This window comes from Psychrobacillus sp. NPDC096623 (assembly GCF_044762655.1).
Lineage (GTDB): Bacteria > Bacillota > Bacilli > Bacillales_A > Planococcaceae > Psychrobacillus.
This window is the reverse complement of sequence record NZ_JBIWER010000001.1, coordinates 169905-193776: the sequence shown is the minus strand read 5'-3', so window position 1 is coordinate 193776 and position 23872 is coordinate 169905. Positions and strand designations below refer to the sequence as shown.

Annotated in this window: 22 protein-coding genes; 21 read left to right on the top strand and 1 reads right to left on the bottom strand. The window is 37.8% G+C overall.

Features of this window, described 5'->3' with window-relative positions:
* The first annotated feature begins 19 nt into the window (after window positions 1–19).
* The 9 genes from def to spoVM are packed head-to-tail and all read left to right on the top strand — an operon-like array spanning window position 20 to window position 7898.
* On the top strand, window positions 20–508 hold the full coding sequence (gene def, locus ACIQX2_RS00985; RefSeq protein ID WP_402846025.1) for a peptide deformylase: 489 nt from the start codon (window positions 20–22) through the stop codon (window positions 506–508).
* Window positions 505–1446, top strand: coding sequence for a methionyl-tRNA formyltransferase (gene fmt, locus ACIQX2_RS00980; RefSeq protein WP_402846023.1), 942 nt, complete (start codon window positions 505–507; stop codon window positions 1444–1446). Before def ends, fmt begins: the two co-directional genes overlap by 4 nt.
* Window positions 1443–2795: a 16S rRNA (cytosine(967)-C(5))-methyltransferase RsmB gene (rsmB, locus tag ACIQX2_RS00975; RefSeq protein WP_402846021.1), complete on the top strand. Its 1353-nt coding sequence runs from the start codon at window positions 1443–1445 to the stop codon at window positions 2793–2795. Before fmt ends, rsmB begins: the two co-directional genes overlap by 4 nt.
* 40 nt (window positions 2796–2835) lie before the next feature.
* The gene (locus tag ACIQX2_RS00970; protein WP_402846019.1) at window positions 2836–3573 is read left to right on the top strand and encodes a Stp1/IreP family PP2C-type Ser/Thr phosphatase; all 738 of its coding nucleotides are present in this window, start codon (window positions 2836–2838) and stop codon (window positions 3571–3573) included.
* A gap of 2 nt (window positions 3574–3575) precedes the next feature.
* The gene (gene pknB / locus ACIQX2_RS00965; protein WP_402846017.1) at window positions 3576–5561 is read left to right on the top strand and encodes a Stk1 family PASTA domain-containing Ser/Thr kinase; all 1986 of its coding nucleotides are present in this window, start codon (window positions 3576–3578) and stop codon (window positions 5559–5561) included.
* A 23-nt stretch (window positions 5562–5584) separates the two neighbouring features.
* Window positions 5585–6466, top strand: a complete 882-nt coding sequence (gene rsgA, locus ACIQX2_RS00960; RefSeq protein WP_402846015.1) for a ribosome small subunit-dependent GTPase A — start codon at window positions 5585–5587, stop codon at window positions 6464–6466.
* Window positions 6467–6469: 3 nt separating this feature from the next.
* Window positions 6470–7138, top strand: coding sequence for a ribulose-phosphate 3-epimerase (gene rpe / locus ACIQX2_RS00955; protein WP_093060025.1), 669 nt, complete (start codon window positions 6470–6472; stop codon window positions 7136–7138).
* On the top strand, window positions 7135–7791 hold the full coding sequence (locus tag ACIQX2_RS00950; protein WP_402846012.1) for a thiamine diphosphokinase: 657 nt from the start codon (window positions 7135–7137) through the stop codon (window positions 7789–7791). Before rpe ends, ACIQX2_RS00950 begins: the two co-directional genes overlap by 4 nt.
* A complete protein-coding gene (spoVM, locus tag ACIQX2_RS00945; RefSeq protein ID WP_235753847.1) occupies window positions 7764–7898 on the top strand; it encodes a stage V sporulation protein SpoVM in 135 nt (44 codons plus the stop codon). Before ACIQX2_RS00950 ends, spoVM begins: the two co-directional genes overlap by 28 nt.
* 49 nt (window positions 7899–7947) lie before the next feature.
* Here spoVM and rpmB read toward each other — a convergent pair whose 3' ends face one another.
* Window positions 7948–8136, bottom strand: a complete 189-nt coding sequence (gene rpmB, locus ACIQX2_RS00940; protein WP_093060029.1) for a 50S ribosomal protein L28 — start codon at window positions 8134–8136, stop codon at window positions 7948–7950.
* Window positions 8137–9313: 1177 nt separating this feature from the next.
* On the opposite strand from rpmB, the gene ACIQX2_RS00935 reads away from it, so the two are divergent.
* The 12 genes from ACIQX2_RS00935 (at window position 9314) to smc (ending at window position 23862) form a co-directional block, all read left to right on the top strand.
* Entirely contained in the window at window positions 9314–9676 is a 363-nt protein-coding gene (locus ACIQX2_RS00935; protein ID WP_093060031.1) for an Asp23/Gls24 family envelope stress response protein, read from the top strand.
* Between the two features lie 16 nt (window positions 9677–9692).
* Complete coding sequence (locus ACIQX2_RS00930) at window positions 9693–11348, top strand: DAK2 domain-containing protein (protein WP_402846008.1); 1656 nt, start codon at window positions 9693–9695, stop codon at window positions 11346–11348.
* Between the two features lie 179 nt (window positions 11349–11527).
* Complete coding sequence (sdaAB, locus tag ACIQX2_RS00925) at window positions 11528–12190, top strand: L-serine ammonia-lyase, iron-sulfur-dependent subunit beta (RefSeq protein WP_402846006.1); 663 nt, start codon at window positions 11528–11530, stop codon at window positions 12188–12190.
* Between the two features lie 12 nt (window positions 12191–12202).
* Window positions 12203–13102 (top strand): L-serine ammonia-lyase, iron-sulfur-dependent, subunit alpha, encoded by a 900-nt coding sequence (sdaAA, locus tag ACIQX2_RS00920; RefSeq protein WP_402846004.1) that lies wholly within the window; start codon window positions 12203–12205, stop codon window positions 13100–13102.
* Window positions 13098–15140 carry an ATP-dependent DNA helicase RecG gene (gene recG, locus ACIQX2_RS00915; RefSeq protein WP_402847467.1) on the top strand — a complete coding sequence of 681 codons (2043 nt, stop codon included), beginning with the start codon at window positions 13098–13100 and terminating at the stop codon, window positions 15138–15140. The genes sdaAA and recG overlap by 5 nt, the downstream gene beginning before the upstream one ends.
* A 96-nt stretch (window positions 15141–15236) precedes the next feature.
* Complete coding sequence (fapR, locus tag ACIQX2_RS00910; protein WP_402846002.1) at window positions 15237–15803, top strand: transcription factor FapR; 567 nt, start codon at window positions 15237–15239, stop codon at window positions 15801–15803.
* Between the two features lie 15 nt (window positions 15804–15818).
* A complete protein-coding gene (plsX, locus tag ACIQX2_RS00905) occupies window positions 15819–16814 on the top strand; it encodes a phosphate acyltransferase PlsX (protein ID WP_402846000.1) in 996 nt (331 codons plus the stop codon).
* Window positions 16807–17757 carry an ACP S-malonyltransferase gene (fabD, locus tag ACIQX2_RS00900; RefSeq protein ID WP_402845998.1) on the top strand — a complete coding sequence of 317 codons (951 nt, stop codon included), beginning with the start codon at window positions 16807–16809 and terminating at the stop codon, window positions 17755–17757. Before plsX ends, fabD begins: the two co-directional genes overlap by 8 nt.
* Entirely contained in the window at window positions 17750–18496 is a 747-nt protein-coding gene (gene fabG / locus ACIQX2_RS00895; protein WP_402845996.1) for a 3-oxoacyl-[acyl-carrier-protein] reductase, read from the top strand. The genes fabD and fabG overlap by 8 nt, the downstream gene beginning before the upstream one ends.
* A gap of 685 nt (window positions 18497–19181) precedes the next feature.
* Window positions 19182–19418 (top strand): acyl carrier protein, encoded by a 237-nt coding sequence (acpP, locus tag ACIQX2_RS00890; protein ID WP_090562659.1) that lies wholly within the window; start codon window positions 19182–19184, stop codon window positions 19416–19418.
* 127 nt (window positions 19419–19545) lie between these two features.
* Complete coding sequence (rnc, locus tag ACIQX2_RS00885; protein ID WP_402845994.1) at window positions 19546–20304, top strand: ribonuclease III; 759 nt, start codon at window positions 19546–19548, stop codon at window positions 20302–20304.
* Between the two features lie 3 nt (window positions 20305–20307).
* Entirely contained in the window at window positions 20308–23862 is a 3555-nt protein-coding gene (gene smc / locus ACIQX2_RS00880; protein WP_402845993.1) for a chromosome segregation protein SMC, read from the top strand.
* Window positions 23863–23872: the final 10 nt, after the last annotated feature.

Sequence of the window (23872 nt, the reverse complement as noted above, 5' to 3'; positions counted from 1 at the left end):
TTTGAAAAGAGGAAAAGAAATGGCGATACGCTCAATTATTACACATCCAAATGATGTACTATTAAAGAAATGTGAAGAAGTTACTAAATTTGATAACAAGCTGGCTGAGCTCTTAGACGATATGTACGATACAATGGTCGCTTCTGATGGAATCGGAATAGCTGCACCACAGATCGGAGAAACAATTCAAGCGGCAATCGTTGACTTAGGAGAAGGTCAGGATATTATTGAACTAATCAATCCGGAGGTAGTGGAAATTGGTGGTTCCGAAATAGAAGTGGAAGGATGCTTAAGTTTTCCTGATGTTTATGGAGAAGTAGAGCGTCCATTTTATGTAAAAGTAGAAGCACAGGATAGATCAGGAGCTTTATATGAGCTGCAAGCAGAGGATTATGAAGCCAGAGCTATTTTACATGAAATAGATCATTTACATGGTGTTTTGTTTACGTCCAAGATTGTTCGATATGTAGAATTGGATGAACTTGAAAACGAGGTGGAAGAAGTATGACATCTATTATCTTCATGGGGACACCAGCATTCTCTGCACCTATACTAAGAATGTTAGTAGAAGAAGGCTATCAAGTAATGGCTGTCGTTACTCAGCCAGATCGTCCAGTAGGTAGGAAGAAAGTATTAACCTCACCTCCTGTAAAAGAAGAAGCAATTCAACTAGGTTTACCAGTTATCCAACCAAATAAATTAAAGGGTTCGGATGAGCTTGATCAAATTATCGCTTTAAAGCCAGATTTAATCATTACGGCTGCGTTCGGTCAAATACTACCAAAGGAACTTTTAGAAGTCCCTGAGCTTGGCTGTATAAATGTTCATGCATCTTTACTACCTGCTTACCGTGGCGGTGCGCCTATTCATCAAGCAATAATAGATGGTCAAAGTAAAACAGGTGTAACTATCATGTATATGGAAGAGAAATTAGACGCTGGCGATATAATATCTCAGAGCGAGATTTCTATTGCACATACAGATGATACAGGATTGTTATTTGAAAAACTGAGTGCAGTTGGGTCACAGTTACTTAAAGAGACATTGCCTTCGATTATTGCTAAAACAAATAATCGTACTAAACAGGATGACAGACAAGTAACTTTTGCTAAAAATATTTCACGTGAACAAGAGAGAATAGATTGGAGTAATTCAGCATTGCAATTGCACAATCAAATTCGTGGGCTTCATCCTTGGCCAGTAGCGTATACAACTTTAGATGGACAAGTCGTGAAGATTTGGAAAGCGGATACGACTCCCATTCATACAACTAAAAAACCTGGAACAGTTGTGAAAATTGAGTCAGATTATTTCGTTGTACAAACTGGACAGTCAGAAGCAATTCGCATTAATGAGTTACAACCAGCCGGCAAAAAGAAAATGTCTGCAGAAGATTATTTGCGCGGCGTAGGTTCGAAATTGCGAATAGGAGATATGTTTGAATGACAAAAAAAAGCGAAAAGATTTGGACAGGTAATGTTCGAGATGCTGCACTTACTATATTAATGGCTGTTGAAAAGCAACAAGCATATAGTAACCTACTGTTACATCAAACGATTGAAAAATATACGATTGACCCAAAAGACCGTGCTTTACTTACGGAACTAACATATGGCACGCTTCAATATAAAATGACGCTAGATTACTATTTACAACCGTTTATAAAAGGAAAATTAGATGATTGGGTGAAACAATTACTACGTCTATCTCTTTATCAGATCCATTATTTATCGCGTATTCCAGATCATGCTGCTGTAAACGAAGCGGTGGAAATCGCGAAAAGAAGAGGACATAAAGGAATCGCCTCTGCAGTAAACGGAATTTTACGGTCTATTTTAAGAGAGGGTGTTCGTTCAACTGAAGAAATTAAAGACAGAGAAGAGCGACTGTCCGTCGAAACAAGTCACCCTCTTTGGATGGTAAAGCGTTTCATATCACAATATGGTTTTGAAACAACTGAGAAAATGCTGAAGGAAAATAATGAGCCGCCTGTAACAACGCTTCGAGTTAACTTATTTAAGCGTACGGTTGATCAAGTAATGCATCTAATGACTCAAGAAGGACATATTGTAGCTAAAAGCGAAATTATACCAGAGTGTATTTATTTGTTTAATGGACAGGCAGCTAAAACAACAGCATATCAGGAAGGCTTTGTAACAATTCAAGATGAAAGTTCAATGATTCCTGCTTATGTACTCCAGCCAGAACCGGGAATGACTGTTCTTGATATGTGCTCAGCACCCGGTGGTAAAACAACTCATATTGCCGAAAAGATGAAAAACACAGGAAAACTTGTGGCAATGGATATTCATCAGCATAAATTAAAGCTAGTAAGAGAAAATGCAGAGCGTTTAGGCTTTAGTTTTATCGAAACGGTGGAGATGGATGGCAGAAAAGCAAGCGAAAATTATGCAGAACAATCATTTGATCGAATACTAGTAGATGCACCTTGTAGTGGACTGGGTGTCATGAAACGTAAGCCGGATATTAAGTATACAAAACAGGAAAAAGATTTTGATTCCCTTAAACCAATTCAAATGAATTTACTTGAAGAAGCATATAAACTTTTAAAACCAGACGGATTAATGGTCTATAGTACTTGTACAGTAGATATAGAAGAAAACGAAGGAACAACTCAGCTATTTTTAGATGCACATCCAGATATGGAACTTCAACATTTTCCAGACGTTATTAAACGTATAAAAAAACAGGAAAAAGAAGGAACACTTCAAATTTTCCCACAAGATTTACGCAGTGATGGATTTTATGTAGCTCTATTTCAAAAAAAGAAATAGAGATCACTCTTTGCCAAATTCAAAAGAGGTGAATGATAAGATGAAGTTTGTTGTAAAGACGGATGTAGGTATGAAAAGAACGGTGAATGAAGATAGGGCAGAGGTTTTTTTGCGAGAGGACGGTAGGTTATTGGCTGTTATTGCAGATGGCATGGGTGGTCATAACGCCGGTGATGTTGCAAGTGAGCTTGCGGTTACAGAGTTTAAAAAGTATTTTGCTGCTTTCAATCCATTTATCGTCAAAGCGAGAGATTGGTTAACTTATACATTTCAATCAATCAATCAAACCGTAAGCAGAAAATCTAAAATGAGCGCGGAATTTGCTGGTATGGGAACTACGCTTATTGCGGGTTTGTTTGAGAAACATCAAGGAATTATTGCTCATGTAGGGGATAGTCGCGTCTATTTAATATCACCTGAGCAAGTTTTTCAAATAACACGCGATCATTCGTATGTTAATGTTCTCATCGATTCTGGAGAAATAAGTGAGGAACAAGCAAAGACCCATCCCAATAAAAACGTATTAATGAAAGCAATTGGTACGGAACAAACAATACAGCCAGACTTTTATGAAATAGTCTTACTGCCAAACTCTTATTTACTTTTTTGTACAGACGGCCTAAGCAATAAGATTAGTGAATCATTTATGAAAACACTTTTATACTCCAATAAGACGATGGAAGAAAAAGGACAGGATTTAGTGGAGGAAGCAAATAGATTAGGTGGAGAAGATAATATTTCTCTAATCCTATTATCAAACAATGACGAGGAGGTGTAAGGATGCTGATAGGTAAACGAATAAGTGGAAGATATAAATTGCTTGAAATGATAGGTGGAGGCGGCATGTCCAATGTTTATTTGGCACATGATATGATTTTAGATCGTGACGTAGCGATTAAAGTGTTACGTTATGATTTTGCTAATGAAGAAGAATTACACCGCAGATTCCAGCGTGAGGCCCTTTCTGCAACTAGCCTTACACATCCAAATATTGTGAATATTTATGATGTAGGAGAAGATGAGGATATTCACTATATTGTCATGGAATTTGTAAAGGGTAAAACGTTAAAAGAATACATATTGCTGAATGCACCGGTTTCACCTATGAAATCCGTAATGCTTATGAAGCAGCTTACTTCAGCTATTTCTACAGCGCATAATAATCATATTATCCATCGGGACATAAAGCCTCAAAATATCTTGTTGGATGAAGAGGAAAATGTAAAGGTAACTGATTTTGGTATTGCAATGGCACTTAGTGCAACCTCCTATACGCAGACAAATTCTGTATTAGGTACAGTACATTATCTTTCACCCGAACAAGCCCGCGGAGGCACTGCAACTAAGCAGTCAGATGTATATGCCTTAGGAATTGTTTTGTTTGAGCTACTAACTGGACAACTTCCGTTTTCAGGAGAGTCTGCTGTATCTATTGCATTAAAGCATTTACAAACAGAAACACCGTCCATACGGAAAATTATTCCTTCTATTCCTCAAAGCATTGAAAATGTTGTTTTGAAAGCTACGGCGAAGAATCCAAAAGACAGATATCGTTCCGCCGAGGAAATGGAAGCAGATTTAGCGACTGCCCTGTCACCAGAAAGAGCTGGAGAAGAAAAATTCGTAGTTGCTATTGATGATGATGCAACGAAGGTCTTACCAGTTATAAAAGAGCCTGTATCGTTTAATGAGGTTTCAGACACGAAAAAAATGACGCCATCGAAAAAGGTTGCAAAACCGGTAAAGCCAAAAAGTAAGAACAAAAAGTGGAAAATAGTAGGTGGGATATTAGCTGGAATTATCCTTTTAATACTGTTAATTTTCATCCTATTTCCAGGTTTGTTTAAAGCAGATAAGATTCCAGTTCCTGATGTATCTAACTTAGAACTAGAAGAGGCTATTGAACAATTAGAGTCAGAAGGATTTACGATAGGCGATAAGACTTTAGAGGTTTCAGACGAAGTAGAAGAAAATAAAATAATTCGGACGACTCCAGAAGCGGGTAAATTACGTGATAAAAATAGTGAAATTCATTTATTTGTATCGTCCGGAAAAGAATCCTATGTCCTTGAAAATTATATTGGCAAAGATATTGATCAAGTAAAAATATTGTTACAAAATTTCAATATCCAGACAGAGGAAAAATTTGATGATCAGCCAAAAGGAACTATAATCGGCCAAACACCGCCTGTTGGCGAAGAGGTTATTCCAGATGAGACAGATATTCTTTTAACTGTCAGTAAGGGTCCAGACTTACGCACTGTTAGTGATTTGACTGATTGGAACGAAAAAGCTTTAAGTGATTATGAAAAATCATCTGGATTTAAAATTAGGGTGGCGAATAGACGAAATTCCGACTCGATACCAAAAGGTAACGTGATAGAGCAATCACCAAAACCAAATGCAAAAGTAAGTCCTGGAAGCACAATTGATGTAACTCTTTCGGATGGTCCAAAGGCCAAGAATACTAAATTTGTAGTGAAATCTGTTACGATTCCCTATGAACCTCCTGTAGTGGATGAAGGAGAAGGGGAAGATGGTAATGAGGAGGGAGAGAACAACAACGAGCAACCTGTTGTAGAGAAGCAAGTAGTTCGAATTTACATTCAAGATAAGACTCGTACGATGTTGGAGCCTGTCGAAGAATTTGTCTTAACTGAAACAGTTGTCAAACAGTTGAAATTAGAAATTAGTGAAGGCGAAAAAGCAGCATATCGTATTGAGGTAAACTCAAAAGTAATTTTAGAAGAAACAATTCCATATTAAGATGTAGAATAAGGAGGCGTCGGATGCCAACAGGTCAAATTAGAAAAGCATTAAGTGGATTTTATTATGTCTATGATAATGGAGAAATAATTCAATGTCGTGGAAGAGGTGTATTCAGAAACAGAGGTGAATCACCTTTAGTAGGAGACTATGTCGATTACACGGTAGAAGGAAACAATGATGGAACAATTACCGTCATTCATGAACGAAAAAATAATTTAGTTCGGCCGCCTATTGCAAATATCGACCAAGCTATTTTGGTTTTTTCCATAAAGGAACCAGATTTTAATACAATCTTGTTGGATCGTTTTTTAGTAGTATTAGAATCATTTCATATTGAACCGATTATTTGTTTAACGAAAAGTGATTTGATGGATGAGGCGCTTGAAGTTCAAATTATGGAATATATAAAAGATTACGAAAAAATAGGTTATCAGTTATTTATGACATATAAAGATGACCCTGCGTTTGACGAGAAAATTACTCCTTTATTAGAGGGTAAAACAACTGTTTTGGCAGGCCAATCGGGGGTCGGTAAATCTACTCTGTTAAATACGATCCTACCTTCTTTAGATTTAAAAACAGGTATTATTTCCAATGCTTTAGGTAGAGGAAAACACACTACTAGACATGTAGAACTTATTGAGGTATGCGGAGGTCTACTTGCGGATACACCTGGTTTTAGTTCGTTTGAGTTTGATTTAATGGAAAAAGAAGAACTTTACCGTTGTTTCCCCGAGTTTGTGGCAAAGCAAAATGACTGTAAGTTTCGAGAATGTATGCATGTGAAGGAACCAAAATGTGCTGTAAAAGAAGCGGTAGATTCCGGTGAAATTAAAGCATATCGCTACAAGCATTACTTACAATTCTTAGAAGAAATTATGGATAGAAAGCCGAGGTACTAAATTATGGTGAAAATAGCTCCGTCAATACTAGCAGCCGACTTTTCAAAGCTAGGAGAAGAAGTATTAGAAGTAGAAAAAGCAGGAGCAGAGCTGATTCATATTGATGTAATGGACGGTCATTTTGTCCCTAATATCACAATGGGTCCTATTGTTGTAGAGGCATTACGCCCACTTACAAAATTACCTTTAGATGTTCATTTAATGATTGAAAATGCTGATCAATATATTGAGTCTTTTGCTAAGGCAGGAGCAGATTACATTACTGTTCACGTAGAAGCTTGTCCGCATCTGCATAGAACAATTCAATTAATTCGTTCATTTGGTGTAAAACCGGGCGTTGTATTAAACCCACATACCCCGATAGAAACAATCCAGCATGTATTAGAGGATATAGATATGGTTCTTTTTATGACGGTTAACCCTGGATTTGGAGGACAAAAGTTTATCCACTCTGTTGTTCCTAAAGTAAAACAATTATCGGATATTATCAAAAAACAAAATTTATCTATTGAAATTGAGATTGATGGTGGTATCAATGAAGAAACGATTAAACCTTGTGTAGAAGCAGGAGCTACTATTTTAGTTGCGGGATCTGCAATTTATAACGCTCCTGACAAAGCAAAAGCTCTGCAGGCGATTAAAGAAGCGGGTTTAAGTGTAGTTCCAAAATGAAGCGAGTAGTAGTTTGTTCAGGTGGACCGTCTAAGGAAGTTGTTGATTTTAAACAACTTTCTTTTCATTCAGATGAAGCTATTTTTATAGGTGCAGATCGAGGCGCTTTATGGTTGTTAGAAGCAGGAATATTGCCAAATGAAGCTATAGGCGATTTTGACTCACTTACATTGGAAGAGCAAAACTTTATGAAGAAAAAAATAAAAAAAGTAATCGAATTACAAATGGATAAAGATGAAACCGATACTCATATTGCAATTCTAACTGCTTTAGATTATAAACCTGATGAAGTAATCGTCACAGGAGTAACCGGTGGACGCCTAGATCATTACGAGGCTGCATTACACGATATATGTCATTTTCAATTAGAAAATCCAACTATTACGTTTGCCATACAAAACAATCAAAACATCATTCAGTTTTTAACGTCGGGAACCCATACGATTAATTTTGATAGCCATTATAAGTATGTTTCTTTTTTCTCTTTTGGAGAACATGTAAAGAATATGAAATTACAAGGATTTTTGTACAATGTAGAAGATGAATATATTCAAGTTGGCAATGCTAAATTTACAAGCAATGAACTTAAATCTCAAACAGGTACTATCTCTTTTACTGCTGGCATATGTTTAATGATAAGAAGCAGCGACTAAAAGGGAGGAATTGTGTGAAGGTCTACACATTTAGATTGCCTAAATCCGTGAGTAGTTTTGTGAAGGTTTGTATTCGGCTATTTAAAAAAGAAGAGAAGAAGAAATGAAAAAATGCCAGGTCGACTTTAGTCGGCCTGGCATTAATTACGAGGGCGATTAAACGCGCTCAATTTTTCCTGATTTTAAAGCTCTCGCAGAAACCCATACACGTTTTGGTTTACCATCTACAAGAATGCGTACTTTTTGAAGGTTAGCTCCCCATGTACGTTTAGTAGAGTTCATTGCGTGAGAACGAGCATTACCCGAACGAGCTTTACGCCCAGAGATAGCACATACTTTTGGCATTATATTTCCTCCTTTAAAAAAGAAGCTGAAAGATTTTTCAGTTCGATATTTCACATACTTTAATAATTTACCACAGACCTTAATGAAGTGCAAGACTTATCAAGAAAAAAACCTTTACAGTATAGAAAAGCGTAAGACGCCGTTTAGCAGCGAAAAGCACTGGAAGACTATGTAGCAAAAGGCGCATTTTGCCTTTTCTACAAGTCTGAAGTGATCGAGCTGCTGGCGTCTGGAGCTGGACAGTATAGAAAAGCGTATGCGCCTACGAAAGCCCCGACAAGCGCTGGAAGGATTTCACGTAAAGGCGTATTTTGCCTTTGCTGAAATCCTGAAGCGACTCAAGGGGCTAGGCGCTGGAGCTGGACAGTATAGAAAAGCGTAAGACGCCGTTTAGCAGCGAAAAGCACTGGAAGACTTATAGTAAAAGGCGCATTTTGCCTTTTCTACAAGTCTGAAGTGATCGAGCTGCTGGCGTCTGGAGCTGGACAGCATAGAAAATCGTAAGACGCCGTTTAGCAGTAAAAAGCACTAGAAGACTGGTTAAAAAATGAATAATACTACTGATTTCCATTTCAAGGGACAAGTTCCGCGGGGGAGCAATGAGCCACCACCGACGCAATTACTTCGCTTTGATGTCTCATCTGTCTCACTCATCCCGCCGGAGTCGCCATCTTCCACTACAATCAAATAAGTGAGAGGTACTCCATAATAAAATCGGGTACAGCATATCGCTTAAACGATAATATTAGTCAAAATTAACAAGAGAAAATCAAACTTTGAATAAGAGATACACTTCTGTAAAGAGGTTAAAAAAGTAGCTTAACTTTTATAAAAGTAAATTCATTAATAATTTTATAAAACTTTTATAACATTGATGATTCCTTTTCTATACTAAATTTTGGCTTTTAAAAAAAAGTGGATTAAACTGATTGGAGTGACAGGCGACGACTCTAGCGGGAACAGCAAGAGCGAGAGACTACAGGCTCGAGCCGTGCTCGCGGAAAGAGTCCGCCAAGAGCGAAAATCTGCATTGTTTAGGGTACTGCAATTTTTTCCTAATACTTTTTGATATAAAATCTATATCGTTGAAAAAGTGGACGAAAGCAAACGTCTCTTTTATAATTTTAATGGGTGTAGTACAATAAAGGGTAGTCAAAAAGACTTGGGAGGTCTTATCATGTCGATTGAATTGAAAAATGAATTCGGACTAATTGATATATCACAAGATACAATTGCTCAAATTGCTGGTGGAGCCGCTATTGAATGCTATGGGATAGTTGGAATGGCATCTAAGCATCAAATTCGAGATGGGTTAACAGATATACTAAGAAAAGAAAATTTCACTAAAGGTGTTTTAGTGAGACAAGACAAAGAAGATTTACATATTGATATGTACATCATTGTTAGCTATGGTACAAAAATTTCAGAAATAGCCTATCAAGTACAGTCAAAAGTCAAATACACACTAAACAAGTCTCTTGGTATGTCAGTGAAATCCGTTAATGTGTATGTTCAAGGAGTTCGCGTGGCAAACGTGTAAATAAGGAGAGAAAATAATGAAATCAATCAATGGTATCCAATTTGCAGACATGGTTCAGATGGGAGCACATCATCTTTTCCAAAATGCAGATTATGTAGATGCATTAAATGTATTTCCTGTTCCAGATGGTGACACAGGAACTAATATGAATCTATCAATGACCTCAGGAGCGAAAGAAACAGCTGCACATGCAAATGAACATATTGGTAAAACAGCTGCGGCACTTTCTAAAGGTTTACTTATGGGAGCTCGTGGAAACTCAGGCGTTATCTTATCGCAATTGTTCCGTGGCTTTGGTAAGTCCATCGAACAACTAGATGTTTTAAGTGCAAAACAATTTGCAGACGCGCTTAACTACGGGGTGGAAACAGCATATAAAGCAGTGATGAAGCCGGTAGAAGGAACTATCTTAACAGTTGCAAAAGATTCTGCTAGAAAGGCTGTAGAGGTTAGCGAAGATGTGGAAGATATTCGTGAGCTAATGGCAGCAATAGTAGAAGAAGCAAAAAAATCTTTAGACAGAACACCCGACCTATTACCTGTATTAAAAGAAGTTGGAGTAGTTGATAGTGGTGGACAAGGGTTAGTTTTTGTATATGAAGGATTTTTAGCAAGCTTAAAAGGTGAAGCGCTTCCTAGTAAAACAGTAGGTTCTTCAATGGATGACTTAGTAAGTGCTGAGCACCATATGAGTGTTCAAGGATTTATGGATACAGCAGATATTGAATTTGGCTTTTGTACAGAATTTATGGTTCGTTTTGAAGAAGGTAAAAAAGCTTTTGATGAAACGAATTTCCGTAATGACTTAAGTGAATATGGTGATTCTTTGCTAGTTATTTCTGACGATGAGATTGCTAAAATTCATATTCACTCAGAAACTCCAGGTGAGGTTTTAACATACGGTCAACAATACGGTGACCTTATCAAGATTAAAATTGAAAATATGCGTCAGCAGCATACTGAAATCGTTGGAGAGGGACACTCAACGGTAGCACCAACGAAAAAAGCCGAAATTCATCCTTATGCAATTGTAACTGTAGCGATGGGATCAGGAGTTTCAGAGCTGTTAAAGAGCCTAGGTGCATCAGCAGTTATTGAGGGCGGCCAAACAATGAATCCATCTACAGAGGATATCGTAAAAGCTGTAGAAGCGGTTGGAGCTGAGCGTGTATTAATCTTACCGAATAACAAAAACATTGTTATGGCTGCTGAACAAGCTGCAGAAATACTAGGCATTGAAGCAGCTGTAGTTCCTACTAAAACGATTCCTCAAGGAATGGCTGCAATCTTAGCTTTTAATCCACAAGCAACAGTGGAGGAAAATAAAAGTAATATGACGGAAGCTTATGCGCATGTTAAAACTGGACAAGTAACATTCGCTGTTCGTGATACATCTATAGATGGAGTCGACATTAAAAAAGATGATTTCATGGCGCTTGCCGAAGGGAAAATTGTACTTTCTAATCCTTCTATAAAAGAAGTGGCTACTAGCTTGATTCAAACATTAGTGGACGAAGAAGCTGAAATAGTAACTGTTATTTATGGGGAAGATGTAAAGGAAGAAGAAGCAAATGAATTTGCTGCTTTTATCGAAGCTAAATACGAGGATGTAGAAGTAGAAGTATATAATGGTAAACAACCGTTATACCCATATATTTTATCTGTCGAATAATTAATAAACCATGTGGAGACGATTTCTTCACATGGTTTTTTTAAAAGAAAAGCAGCAAACATATAAATCGTTCTTTAGGGACAGAACCGAAATTTTTTCTATACCATATACATTCTTTGTTTAATTCGCGCTGAAAGTGTAAAATGGGATTACTAAAACATATTGTGGGGGTATACTCAGTGAAATTTAAATCTGTTTTTGATATTATCGGACCAGTCATGATCGGTCCATCCTCCTCACATACTGCTGGGGCGGCTCGTATTGGTAGAGTGGCTAGAGACTTATTTGGAAAACAGCCTACATGGGCGAAAATTCATTTATATGGATCTTTTGCAGAAACCTATAAAGGGCACGGAACAGACGTAGCAATTATTGGTGGATTGTTAGATTACGATACATTTGATGAACGTATAAAAACAGCTTTTGAGGATGCAAAACAAGCTGGATTAACATATGAATTTATACCAGAAACTGCACATACTGAACATCCGAATACCGCACGCATTGTCATCGGTGACGAAAATAGTGAAATGTCCATGGTAGGAATCTCTATAGGTGGAGGGAAGACAGAAATAACAGAACTAAATGGTTTCCCGCTTCGTCTTTCTGGTGATTTAGCTGCTATTTTAGTAGTTCACGATGATCGTTCTGGATGCATTGCTAATGTGTCGAACTGTTTAGCAAAATACGATATTAATATTGGTCATATGGAAGTTTCCCGTAAAGAAAAAGGGAATATGGCATTAATGGTTATTGAAGTCGATCAAAATGTGAATGCGCAAATATTAAAAGAAATTGGCGATTTACCTAATATTACACAAGTAACTAGAATTGCTGATTAAGGAGGAATACAAATGGAAGTTCTATTTCGCAATGTTCGTGAATTAGTAGAGCGAGCAACAAAGGAAAATAAACTTATCTCCGAAATAATGATTGAACAAGAAATAATGATTACAGATCGTTCTAGAGAAGAAATAATGACTCAGATGGATCGTAATTTGACTGTTATGGAAGAGGCTGTAGAAAAAGGATTGCGAGGGGTTCAATCCACTTCAGGTCTGACTGGTGGAGACGCTGTTCTACTACAAAACTATCTAAAAAAGGGTAATACGTTAACTGGAGAGCTTATGATGGATGCTGTAAGCAAGGCGGTTGCCACTAACGAAGTTAATGCTGCTATGGGTACGATATGTGCAACGCCAACAGCGGGTTCAGCGGGAGTAGTTCCTGGTACATTATTTGCGGTAAAAAACAAATTGAATCCTACAAGAGAACAAATGATACGCTACTTGTTCACTTCTGGAGCCTTTGGATTTGTAGTGGCTAATAATGCTTCTATTTCAGGTGCAGCAGGTGGTTGTCAGGCAGAAGTTGGTTCTGCTGCTGGAATGGCTGCGGCGGCAATCGTAGAAATGGCTGGAGGATCTCCTGCTCAATGTGCCGAAGCTTTCGCGATAACTTTAAAAAATATGCTTGGTTTAGTTTGTGATCCTGTAGCTGGGCTTGTAGAAGTACCTTGCGTGAAAAGAAATGCGATGGGTGCTTCCAATTCATTAGTGGCAGCAGATATGGCACTTGCTGGTGTGACGAGTCGAATTCCTTGTGATGAAGTAATTGATGCAATGTATAAAATTGGGCAAACGATGCCATCTTCCTTAAGAGAAACGGGTCAAGGCGGTCTCGCTGCAACTCCAACTGGCAAGTGGTTAGAATCTAAAATTTTTGGTGGGGCAGTAGTGGGAAGTGGAAATTAGTAACAATGATTTAGTTACTTCTTTAAAAGGAGTCGGGAGTGGAACAGCTAAAGCGTTGCAGGAGCTTGGTATCGCTACATTAACGGATCTAGTTATGACCTTCCCTTATAGACATGAGGATTTCCGCCTGAAAAATTTAGCGGAAACAGCACATAATGAACGAGTTACAGTTGAAGGAAGGATCGAAAGTGAGCCTTCTCTTCTTTTTTTAGGGAAGAACAAATCTAGAATGCAAGTTCGTATATTAGCAGGACAGCATTTAATAAAGGCCATATTTTTTAACCAAGCCTATTTAAAAGAAAAGATTATTCCGGGTTCCATCGTTACGGTTTCCGGTAAATGGGATCGAGGGAGACAGGTTATTAATGTCTCCACTTTTTCGATTGGTCCCAAAACAGACTTACAGGATTTTGAACCAGTATATTCTTTAAAGGGTTCGATCAATCAAAAAACATTTCGTAAATTTATGAGACAAGCTTTAAATCAATTGAAGGAATCCCTCGTAGATCCATTACCAGCGTCAATTCGAGTTCCATATCGTTTGCCAGGAATATCAGATGCATTAGAAGGGATTCATTTTCCACAGGATGCGGAACATTCCAAAGATGCAAGAAGACGCTTTGTTTATGAGGAGTTACTAGTATTTCAACTAAAAATGCAAGCTATTAAAAAGGTTCGAAAAGAACAAAACGTTGGTAATGGGATTGCCTTTCATAATGATTTAGTAAAGAAACTAATCGAAACCTTGCCATATGAACTGACGGATGCACAAAAACGAGTAGTCAATGAAATATGTCGAGATTTACGTGAACCTCATCGTATGAATCGCCTTCTACAGGGAGATGTTGGTTCTGGTAAGACAATAGTTGCCGCGATTTGTCTGTATGCAGTAATTACAGCAGGTTTTCAAGGTGCACTAATGGCTCCAACAGAAATATTAGCTGAACAGCATGCTAGTTCGCTTGATGAATGGTTAGCTCCTATAGGTGTCAGAATTGCTCTTCTAACAGGCTCTACTAAAGCTAAAGCAAGAAGAGCTGTATTAGAAAACTTAGAGGCAGGCAATATAGACCTTTTGATAGGGACGCATGCATTAATCCAACCGGATGTTACATTTAAAAAATTAGGACTTGTGATAACAGATGAGCAGCATCGATTTGGCGTGGAGCAACGGAGAGTACTAAAGGATAAAGGGGAAAAACCCGACGTATTATTTATGACAGCGACTCCAATTCCTCGTACTTTAGCGATTACGGCTTTTGGTGAAATGGATGTTTCGATTATTGATGAGATGCCTGCCGGTCGTAAGAGAATTGAAACGCATTGGATGAAGCCAGATCAGCTGCATAAATTGATAGCACGATTGAAAAATGAATTGGCTACTGGTAGACAAGCTTATATTATATGCCCATTAATCGAGGAGTCTGAAAAGCTCGATGTGCAAAATGCGGTAGATGTGTATAATATGATGGCAGTGGAATTGAAGGGCAGCTCTACAGTTGGTTTAATGCATGGAAGGCTACATTCGGATGAAAAAGAACAAGTAATGAGGGATTTTTCCGAAGGCAATATAGATGTATTAGTTTCTACAACTGTTGTTGAAGTGGGAGTAAATGTACCGAATGCAACATTTATGATTATTTTCGATGCAGAGCGTTTCGGATTAGCCCAGCTTCATCAATTACGTGGTCGAGTTGGTCGAGGAGAGCATCAATCGTATTGTATACTGCTTGCTGATCCAAAATCCGAGGAAGGTAAAGAGCGTATGACTTCCATGACTGAGACAAATGATGGATTTATACTAGCGGAAAAAGATTTGGAGCTTCGAGGTCCTGGAGACTTTTTTGGAAAGAAACAAAGTGGACTTCCAGAATTTAAAGTGGCAGATCTTGTTCATGATTATCGTGCTTTAAATACTGCTAAAGTTGATGCTGAAAGGCTATTAGATTCAAAAGAATTTTGGGATTCGGATGAAATGGCTGGACTTCGAGAAGTGCTTATAAATTCAAAAGCTATGGATGGAGAACGAATCGATTAAAGAGAATGTAAGAATGATTTTGAATCAATTCTTGCATTCTTTTTTTAATATTTATATACTGATATTAGTACCAAGTGCTAAAATGGTGGTGAAGATATGAAATACTCCAAAAAGGATAGGCAGAAATTACTTCTGGAAACGCTCGAGAAAAATCCATTTATAACGGATGAAAATTTAGCTTCTACTTTTCACGTGAGTGTTCAAACGATCCGGTTGGATAGAATGGAATTATCAATACCGGAACTACGGGAGCGTATTAAATCAGTAGCTGCTCACAATTTCGAAGAAGAGGTCAAGGCTCTCCCAATCGACGAAGTAATTGGAGAGATTATTGATATAGATCTTGATAAGCAAGCAATATCGATATTAGATATTACAAAGGATCATGTTTTTGCTAGAAATGGTATAGCAAGAGGACATCATTTATTTGCTCAGGCTAATTCATTGGCTGTTGCGGTTATCAATGATGAATTAGCACTTACTCGAAAGTCTAACCTTACATTCGTCAAACCAGTAAAAGCTGGTGATCGGGTAATCGCAAAAGCGGTAGTAACAAATAGCGATGTCGAAAAGAATAGCACATTAATAGAGGTTACCAGCAAGGTTGAAAATGAGACAGTTTTCGTTGGTCAATTTAGCATGTACAGAGTAACGATGTCATAAAAAAGGTGATTAATAATGAAAATTTCAATAGATGCAATGGGTGGAGACAATGCCCCACATGAAATTGTAAAAGGAGTCTACGAAGCTTTAGAATCATTCACGGATATAGAAATTCAACTATTCGGTGATGAGGAAAAGCTTGCTCCTTTGATTAAACAACATGAACGTTTAACGATTATACATACAGATGAAGTAATTGAAGGAACGGATGAGCCCGTTCGTGCAATTAGAAGAAAGAAAAACTCTTCCCTAGTTAAAATGGCAGAATCTGTGAAAAGTGGAAATTCTGATGCGTGTGTGTCGGCAGGGAATACTGGTGCTTTAATGGCTGCGGGACTATTTATAGTTGGTCGTATCGACCAAGTAGATCGTCCTGCTCTAGCACCGACGTTACCTACGCTTGATGGTAAAGGGTTTGTTATGTTGGATTTAGGAGCTAATGCCGATGCAAAACCAGAGCACTTAGAGCAGTTTGCGGTAATGGGTAGCGTGTATGCTGAAAAAGTCCGAGGCATTTCGAATCCCCGTGTTGGGCTTTTGAACATCGGAACGGAAGATATTAAAGGAAACGAACTAACCAAAGCGGCCTTTACACTCTTAAAAGAGGCACCGATTAATTTCATAGGAAATGTGGAATCTAGAGATTTACTTACTGCAGTAGCAGACGTTGTTGTTACAGATGGTTTTACTGGTAATATGGTACTCAAAACAATTGAAGGTACGGCTTCTGGTATATTTACCTTATTGAAGCAAGCTTTTAATACTTCCGCTAAAACGAAAATTTCAGCACTATTAGTAAAAAGCGAGCTTAAAGGGTTAAAAAATACACTAGACTACTCCGAGTATGGTGGGGCAGGATTATTTGGACTGAAGGCTCCTGTTATTAAAGCACATGGGTCGTCAAACGGTCGTGCAATCTATCATGCAATTAGACAGGCTCGAACAATGGTAGAGCATAATGTTGCAGATATCATTTCAACTACATTACGAAAGGAATCATCCAATGACTAAAATTGCGTTTATCTTTCCTGGACAAGGATCTCAATCGGTAGGAATGGGACAACAATTAGTAGAAAATAATGTGGATTGCCGTAGATTTTATGAGCAGGCAAATGAAGTATTAGGATTTTCTCTTAGTGAACTAATGATGAATGGACCTGCGGAAGAACTGACTAAAACTTATAATGCGCAGCCAGCGTTGCTTACTACGAGTACAATGGTTGCCTACAAATTAAAGAATGCTGGAATCATTCCCCATTTTACAGCAGGTCATAGCTTAGGCGAATATTCTGCCCTTGTTGCTTCCGATGTTTTAAGCTTTGAAGAGGCAGTTTTATTGGTCTATCAACGAGGGTTGTATATGAACGAAGCAGTGCCTGCTGGAGAAGGGGCAATGGCTGCAATACTTGGATTAGGTAAAGACGAATTGGAAGCTGTGACAGCTACTGTTTCGGAAAATGGTGAGACTGTTCAAATAGCTAACTTAAATTGCCCAGGGCAAATTGTTATTTCAGGAACCGCTGCTGGGGTAGAAGAGGCTTCTAGTAAAGCAAAGGAAGCTGGTGCTAAAAGAGCGATTCCTTTAGTGGTTAGCGGACCATTCCATTCCGAATTAATGAGACCTGCTGCTCAGCAATTAGATGCTGCTATTTCAGCGATAGAACTACAGCAAGCTTCTATACCTGTCATTTCAAATGTAACTGCTGAACCGGTTACAGAAGCTAGCCATATTAAAAACTTACTAGTAGAACAATTGTATTCACCTGTGCGTTGGGAAGAATCGATTCGACAAATGATAGAGCTAGGAACGACTATATTTGTGGAATGTGGTCCTGGAAAGGTATTAAGCGGCTTAGTAAAAAAAATCGATCGTTCTGTTACAACTTATAGTGTGTATGATGAAGAGACGTTACAGCAAGTAATTACAGAGTTAGGAGTTGGGCAAAATGGGTAAATTGGACGGGAAATCTGCAATTGTAACCGGTGCATCTCGAGGAATTGGGAAAGATATTGCTCTATTTCTAGCAAAAGAAGGAGCAAAAGTTGCCGTAAACTACAGTGGTAGTAAAGATAGAGCAGAAGCAGTTGTAGAAGAAATTAAGGCAGCTGGTGGAGAGGCATTTGCGATTCAAGCGAATGTTGACCAAGCAGATGATGTTCAAAATCTAATAAGCTCAACTTTAGAACAATTCGGTTCGGTAGATATTTTAGTAAATAATGCAGGTATTACAAGAGATAATCTTTTGATGCGTATGAAGGAGCAAGAATGGGATGACGTGCTCAATACAAATTTAAAAGGTGTTTTCCTTTGTACAAAAGCTGTTACACGACAAATGATGAAACAACGTGCGGGTCGCATTATTAATATTACCTCCATTGTCGGCGTATCTGGGAATGCGGGTCAAGCCAATTATGTTGCTGCAAAAGCAGGGGTTATAGGGTTAACTAAATCATCCGCTAAAGAATTAGCTAGTCGCAATATAACTGTGAACTCAGTTGCTCCAGGATTTATCACAACAGATATGACAGATGCTCTGCCAGAGGATATTAAGAACCAAATGCTTAGTCAAATTCCTCTTGCAAAGTTTGGAAATCCAGAGGACATAGCAAAGGCTGTCGCATTTTTGGCTTCGGATGACGCAAATTATATTACAGGCCAGACACTTCATGTAAATGGCGGAATGTACATGTAAGGTTTTAATCTTAAGTAAATAAAAATATAGCATGAACACTGAGTTTTACAGAACTTTTAAGAATAAAGATACTACTGATTTCCGTTACATGTGGACGCTTTCCGCAGGCGAGGCTGAGCCTCCTCGTTCGCTACGCTTCCTGCGGGGTCTAGACCTTCTCGCTTATCCCGCTGGAGTTGCCACATTTCACTACAATCAATTAAGTGAGTAGTACTCCACTTATAGATTGAGCATAGCCTCTCGCTTAGATGATAAGCATATTCAAAGTTCCTAGTCGGATAAAATCGTCTCTTGAATTAGGTGTACGATTATATAAAGAGTGGATCTAGTTTATTGTAGCGCAGAGCGGCGACTCCGGTGGGAACAGCCCGAGCTGAAAGCCCCGCAGGAAAGACGTTGGCCGAACTTTGTTTGGCCAATGTCTTTGCGACGAGTAACCGCAGGAGCATATGTTTTCGTAGTGACGAGGAGATTGAAGCCGTGCCCACGGAAAGCGTCCGCTCAGAGCGGAAGTCAACGCCATATCTACGTTTCTGTTCTTTAAGTACCAGGAGTATTTTTAACCGATATTTTTTAAGACTGATTTCACTTGCAGAACTGAATTCAACAGTTTTATGTATAAATTACAATAATTCTTTCATTAGAAAGTAGTTTTTTGTATAATCATTGAGGGGAGGTGACTAATGTGTCAACTGTTTTAGAACGCGTAACTAAAGTAATCGTAGATCGTCTAGGAGTAGATGAGAGCGAAGTAAAATTAGAAGCATCTTTTCGTGAGGATTTAGGTGCAGATTCTCTAGATGTGGTAGAATTAGTAATGGAATTAGAAGACGAATTCGATATGGAAATTTCAGATGAAGATGCTGAGCAAATTTCAACTGTAGGTAGTGCAGTTAAGTATATTGAAAGCAAACAAGGTTAAATTTTAGCAGAGACGTTCTACTTATTCCATGTGAATAGTACAGAACGTCTCTATTTCTTTTTGCACATTAGTATAGAAACGGGTAAACTTAGAGGGACATATGATAAGTGAGAAAGGCAGATAATTCATGAAAGTAAATCATAAAAAAAATAGTACACGTAAAACCGTTTTTTCAGAAACTGTTAAAAACCAATTTGAACAGTTTCAGGACCATTTCCAGATTAGGTTTCATAACCCAGCATTATTGTATCAAGCCTTTACCCATTCATCTTATGTGAATGAGCATCGACGGAAATTTTTTACCGATAACGAACGTCTAGAATTCCTTGGGGACGCTGTATTGGAATTGTCAGTTTCTCAATATTTGTTTCAACAATATACAGGTATGAGTGAAGGAGAGTTAACTAAACTTAGAGCTGCAATCGTTTGTGAGCCATCACTTGTATTATTTGCAAATGAGTTAAACTTCGGTAAATATGTATTGTTAGGAAAAGGGGAAGAACAGACAGGTGGTCGTGAAAGACCAGCGCTTCTAGCAGACGTTTTTGAAGCATTTATCGGTGCATTATATTTAGATCAGGGATTAGAACCAGTTATAGAATTTTTAGAAAAAATTGTTTTCCCTAAAATCGAACTCGGTGCTTTTTCGCATGTGATGGATTATAAAAGTCAATTACAAGAAATTATTCAACAACAAAATAATGGTACATTAAGCTATGAAATTGTAGAGGAAAAAGGTCCGGCTCATAATCGAACTTTTGTTTCTCGGGTTATTTTAAACACTAAAGAACTGGGTATCGGAAATGGTCGTTCAAAAAAAGAGGCAGAACAACAAGCTGCAAGACTTGCTATACTCGCATTAAGGGATTCAGAACAGGAGGAATAATCATTGTTCCTTAAAAGATTAGAAATTGTTGGATTTAAGTCATTTGCAGACCGTATAGGAATTGATTTTGTTCCTGGAGTAACTGCAGTAGTAGGACCAAATGGTAGTGGAAAAAGTAATGTTACAGACGCAATTAGATGGGTGTTAGGAGAGCAGTCTGCTAAATCCCTTCGAGGTGCAAAAATGGAAGATGTCATTTTTGCGGGAAGTGATTCTAGAAAAGCTTTGAACTTTGCGGAAGTGACTTTGATATTAGATAACGCAGATCAGCGTGTTGCTCTTGATTTTGCGGAAATTAGTGTGACTAGAAGAGTATTTCGCTCTGGAGACAGTGAATATTTGTTAAATAAGCAAACATGCAGATTAAAGGATATTACTGACCTATTTATGGATTCAGGGCTTGGGAAAGAAGCTTTTTCTATTATTTCTCAAGGACGAGTCGATGAAATATTAAATAGTCGACCAGAAGATCGTCGTTCGATTTTTGAGGAAACTGCTGGTGTTCTAAAGTATAAGCAACGTAAAAAGAAAGCTGAATTTAAATTGATTGAAACAGACGATAACTTAAACCGTGTGTTAGATATTTTGCATGAATTGGATGACCGAATGGAGCCTTTGCAAATCCAGTCTTCTTTGGCGTCTGATTATTTAATGATGTCTGCAGAGCTTAAAGATATTGAAATTGCTGTTATCGCTCATGATTTAAGGCATTTTGTTCAAGAAAATCTAGAGTTACAAACAAAACTAGAAGAACTTAAACAAATAAAGCTATCACTACAATCACAAATTGATGAATTGGAAAGAAATATTCAGCAGCATAGAAAAGTGATGTCTGGCATTGATGAAAAGTTAGATACAGAGCAAAGTGAATTAGTGGAGTCAAGCTCTGAGTTAGAACGTTTAGAGGGTCGAAAGCTGTTGTTGGCAGAGAAACAGCAAAATGCTAGTCAGCAAATATCACAACTTAAAAAAGCGCTGGAAGAGGAACAACTTAAAGTCCAAACATTAGAAGTACAATTGAATACTAATAGCAAAGCAAAATCAGAAAAATTAGCTCAGCTAAAAGAGCTTCGTGCAAAGAAAGTCCAAATCGATCATGTATTAAGTAAGTCCGCCTCCGAAGTGGAAGAGGAAATTGAAGATTTGAAAAGTACATATATCGATTTATTAAATGAAGAAGCAACGATGAAAAATGAGATGAAGCATATGGAGCAGCAACTTCACTTTGAATTAGTTTCTTCTGAGAAAATGATTGCGGACTATCAGGAAATCAAAGACGAATTAGAGAAACTAACGATTCGCAAAAATGAACTAGATCCATTATTGACAAATTGTCAAAAGGAGCTACAGCAAAAGCTTGCGGATTATAAATCCAAGCGTGAAGTTTCCGAACGACTCGAAGGCTCATTCGAGGAACAACAAACAATGCTTCAAAAAGCCTATCAAATGAAACATCAGATGCAGGCAAGAAGAGATTCTCTGAAAGAGTTAGAATCCGAGTTTTCAGGTTTTTTCCAAGGAGTTAAAGAAGTTCTAATTGCAAGAGACAAAAAGGAACTAAGAGGAATACATGGAGCAGTTGCGGAATTGATTCAAATACCAGAATTGTATATGGCCGCAATCGATACTGCTATTGGCCCCCAATCACAACATATCATTACAGATAGCAGCCAGGATGCAAGAATTGCAATAGATTGGTTAAAGAAAAAAAGAGTTGGTAGAGCAACATTCCTGCCTTTACAGGTTATGAAATCCAGAAAAGTGAACGAATACACTCTGAATTCTATTAAAGAACATCCTTCTTTTGTGAATACAGCGGACAAACTTGTGAATTATTTGGATGGATATCAAATTATTGTAGAAAATCTACTCGGTAATATTATTATTGCCAAGGATTTAAAAGGAGCCAACGAAATGGCTGCTCGTCTACAATACAAATACCGTTTTGTTACTTTAGATGGTGATGTAGTAAATGCTGGAGGATCTTTAACAGGAGGCTCTGTTAAACAGCAATCTTCTTTATTTACTCGTAAAGCAGAGCTAGAACAGCTGAATGTAAAACTGATAGAACTCGAAAAGTCAGTATTAGAAGCTGAGGTTTCTGTATCAAAAAGAAAACTAGAAGTGCAACAAATGAAAAAAGATTTAGAAGAAACTAGACTCATTGGGGAGCAATTAAGAGAATCGGAACACAAATTACTCTCAGAATCCAGAGAATGTGCTGCCATAATTTCTAGATTAACGAGTCAGTTGTTGGAATTCGATGAGGAAAAAACAGAAAAAAACCACCTTCATGAAGACTTAGTTCGAAAAAAGGAGCAAACTGCTTCTAGGAGTTTAGAAATTAACGAATCACTGACTTCTATTCAGAAAACGATTGACGAATTGCAACTATTGAAACAACAATCTCTACAGCAAAAAGATAAATTCCAAAACGAATTGGGTGAATTGCTATCTCTTATCGCTGTGATCAATGAACAAATTTCACAGTTAGAAAAGGAAAATGTTCTTTTGGATCAATCTAGTGTGATGAGTATACAAAAAGTGGAAACCATTAAAAAGGAAATCGCCTGGTATGAAAATGATGATCAGAATGGAACATCTCCTGAGGAGTTATTGAAACTTATAGGACAGCATAAAAGGACAAAAGAGCATTTGGTTGTCCAAATTCAATCAGGTAAAACGAAGCGAACGGACCTTGCACAAACAATTTTACAAGCAGAAATTGCATTGAAAGATTTGCAACAACAAGCGAATATACAGGTTACAGAAGAACGTACATTAGAGATAAAGCAAAGTAAATTAGAAGTAGAAATGAAAACGTTATATCACCATTTAGAAGAAACATACGAATTGACATTAGAAGAAGCAGAACAGGATTATCCATTTGAGATGGACGAGGATTTAGCTCGGAAAAAAGTGAGGCTATTGAAACGCTCTATTGAAGAACTAGGTCCGATAAACTTGAGTTCAATTCAAGAATTTGAACAAGTAAATGAACGACATTCTTTCTTGACTGAACAAAGAGAAGACCTATTATCAGCTCAAGAAACATTACATGAGGTTATTAAAGAAATGGATGAAGAGATGACCATTCGTTTCGAAACAACGTTCAATGAAATTCAAAGACATTTTAAAGTTGTGTTCCGGGAATTATTTGGTGGTGGTCAAGCAGATTTAGTACTAACGGATCCTACCTCGTTACTAGAGACAGGTATCGATATTCTGGCTCAGCCTCCAGGGAAAAAATTACAAAACCTTTCTTTATTATCGGGAGGGGAACGTGCACTTACGGCCATTGCGTTACTATTTTCTATTTTACGGACACGTCCAGTTCCATTTTGTATTTTGGATGAAGTGGAAGCTGCACTAGATGAGGCTAATGTAACTCGTTATAGTGATTATTTGAAAAAATTCAGCGATGATACCCAGTTTATCGTTATCACACATCGTAAGGGAACAATGGAAGGTGCAGACGTCCTATACGGTATTACGATGCAGGAGTCTGGTATTTCTAAATTAGTTTCAGTTAAATTAGAAGAGGAATTAGTAACTTAAAAGGAGTTTT

Bases quoted from the DNA above. Each gene is read 5' to 3' on its own strand.
- def (WP_402846025.1), top strand. From the start codon at position 20: ATGGCGATACGCTCAATTATTACACATCCAAATGATGTACTATTAAAG.
- fmt (WP_402846023.1), top strand. From the start codon at position 505: ATGACATCTATTATCTTCATGGGGACACCAGCATTCTCTGCACCTATA.
- rsmB (WP_402846021.1), top strand. From the start codon at position 1,443: ATGACAAAAAAAAGCGAAAAGATTTGGACAGGTAATGTTCGAGATGCT.
- ACIQX2_RS00970 (WP_402846019.1), top strand. From the start codon at position 2,836: ATGAAGTTTGTTGTAAAGACGGATGTAGGTATGAAAAGAACGGTGAAT.
- pknB (WP_402846017.1), top strand. From the start codon at position 3,576: ATGCTGATAGGTAAACGAATAAGTGGAAGATATAAATTGCTTGAAATG.
- rsgA (WP_402846015.1), top strand. From the start codon at position 5,585: ATGCCAACAGGTCAAATTAGAAAAGCATTAAGTGGATTTTATTATGTC.
- rpe (WP_093060025.1), top strand. From the start codon at position 6,470: ATGGTGAAAATAGCTCCGTCAATACTAGCAGCCGACTTTTCAAAGCTA.
- ACIQX2_RS00950 (WP_402846012.1), top strand. From the start codon at position 7,135: ATGAAGCGAGTAGTAGTTTGTTCAGGTGGACCGTCTAAGGAAGTTGTT.
- spoVM (WP_235753847.1), top strand. From the start codon at position 7,764: ATGTTTAATGATAAGAAGCAGCGACTAAAAGGGAGGAATTGTGTGAAG.
- rpmB (WP_093060029.1), bottom strand. From the start codon at position 8,136: ATGCCAAAAGTATGTGCTATCTCTGGGCGTAAAGCTCGTTCGGGTAAT.
- ACIQX2_RS00935 (WP_093060031.1), top strand. From the start codon at position 9,314: ATGTCGATTGAATTGAAAAATGAATTCGGACTAATTGATATATCACAA.
- ACIQX2_RS00930 (WP_402846008.1), top strand. From the start codon at position 9,693: ATGAAATCAATCAATGGTATCCAATTTGCAGACATGGTTCAGATGGGA.
- sdaAA (WP_402846004.1), top strand. From the start codon at position 12,203: ATGGAAGTTCTATTTCGCAATGTTCGTGAATTAGTAGAGCGAGCAACA.
- fapR (WP_402846002.1), top strand. From the start codon at position 15,237: ATGAAATACTCCAAAAAGGATAGGCAGAAATTACTTCTGGAAACGCTC.
- plsX (WP_402846000.1), top strand. From the start codon at position 15,819: ATGAAAATTTCAATAGATGCAATGGGTGGAGACAATGCCCCACATGAA.
- fabD (WP_402845998.1), top strand. From the start codon at position 16,807: ATGACTAAAATTGCGTTTATCTTTCCTGGACAAGGATCTCAATCGGTA.
- fabG (WP_402845996.1), top strand. From the start codon at position 17,750: ATGGGTAAATTGGACGGGAAATCTGCAATTGTAACCGGTGCATCTCGA.
- rnc (WP_402845994.1), top strand. From the start codon at position 19,546: ATGAAAGTAAATCATAAAAAAAATAGTACACGTAAAACCGTTTTTTCA.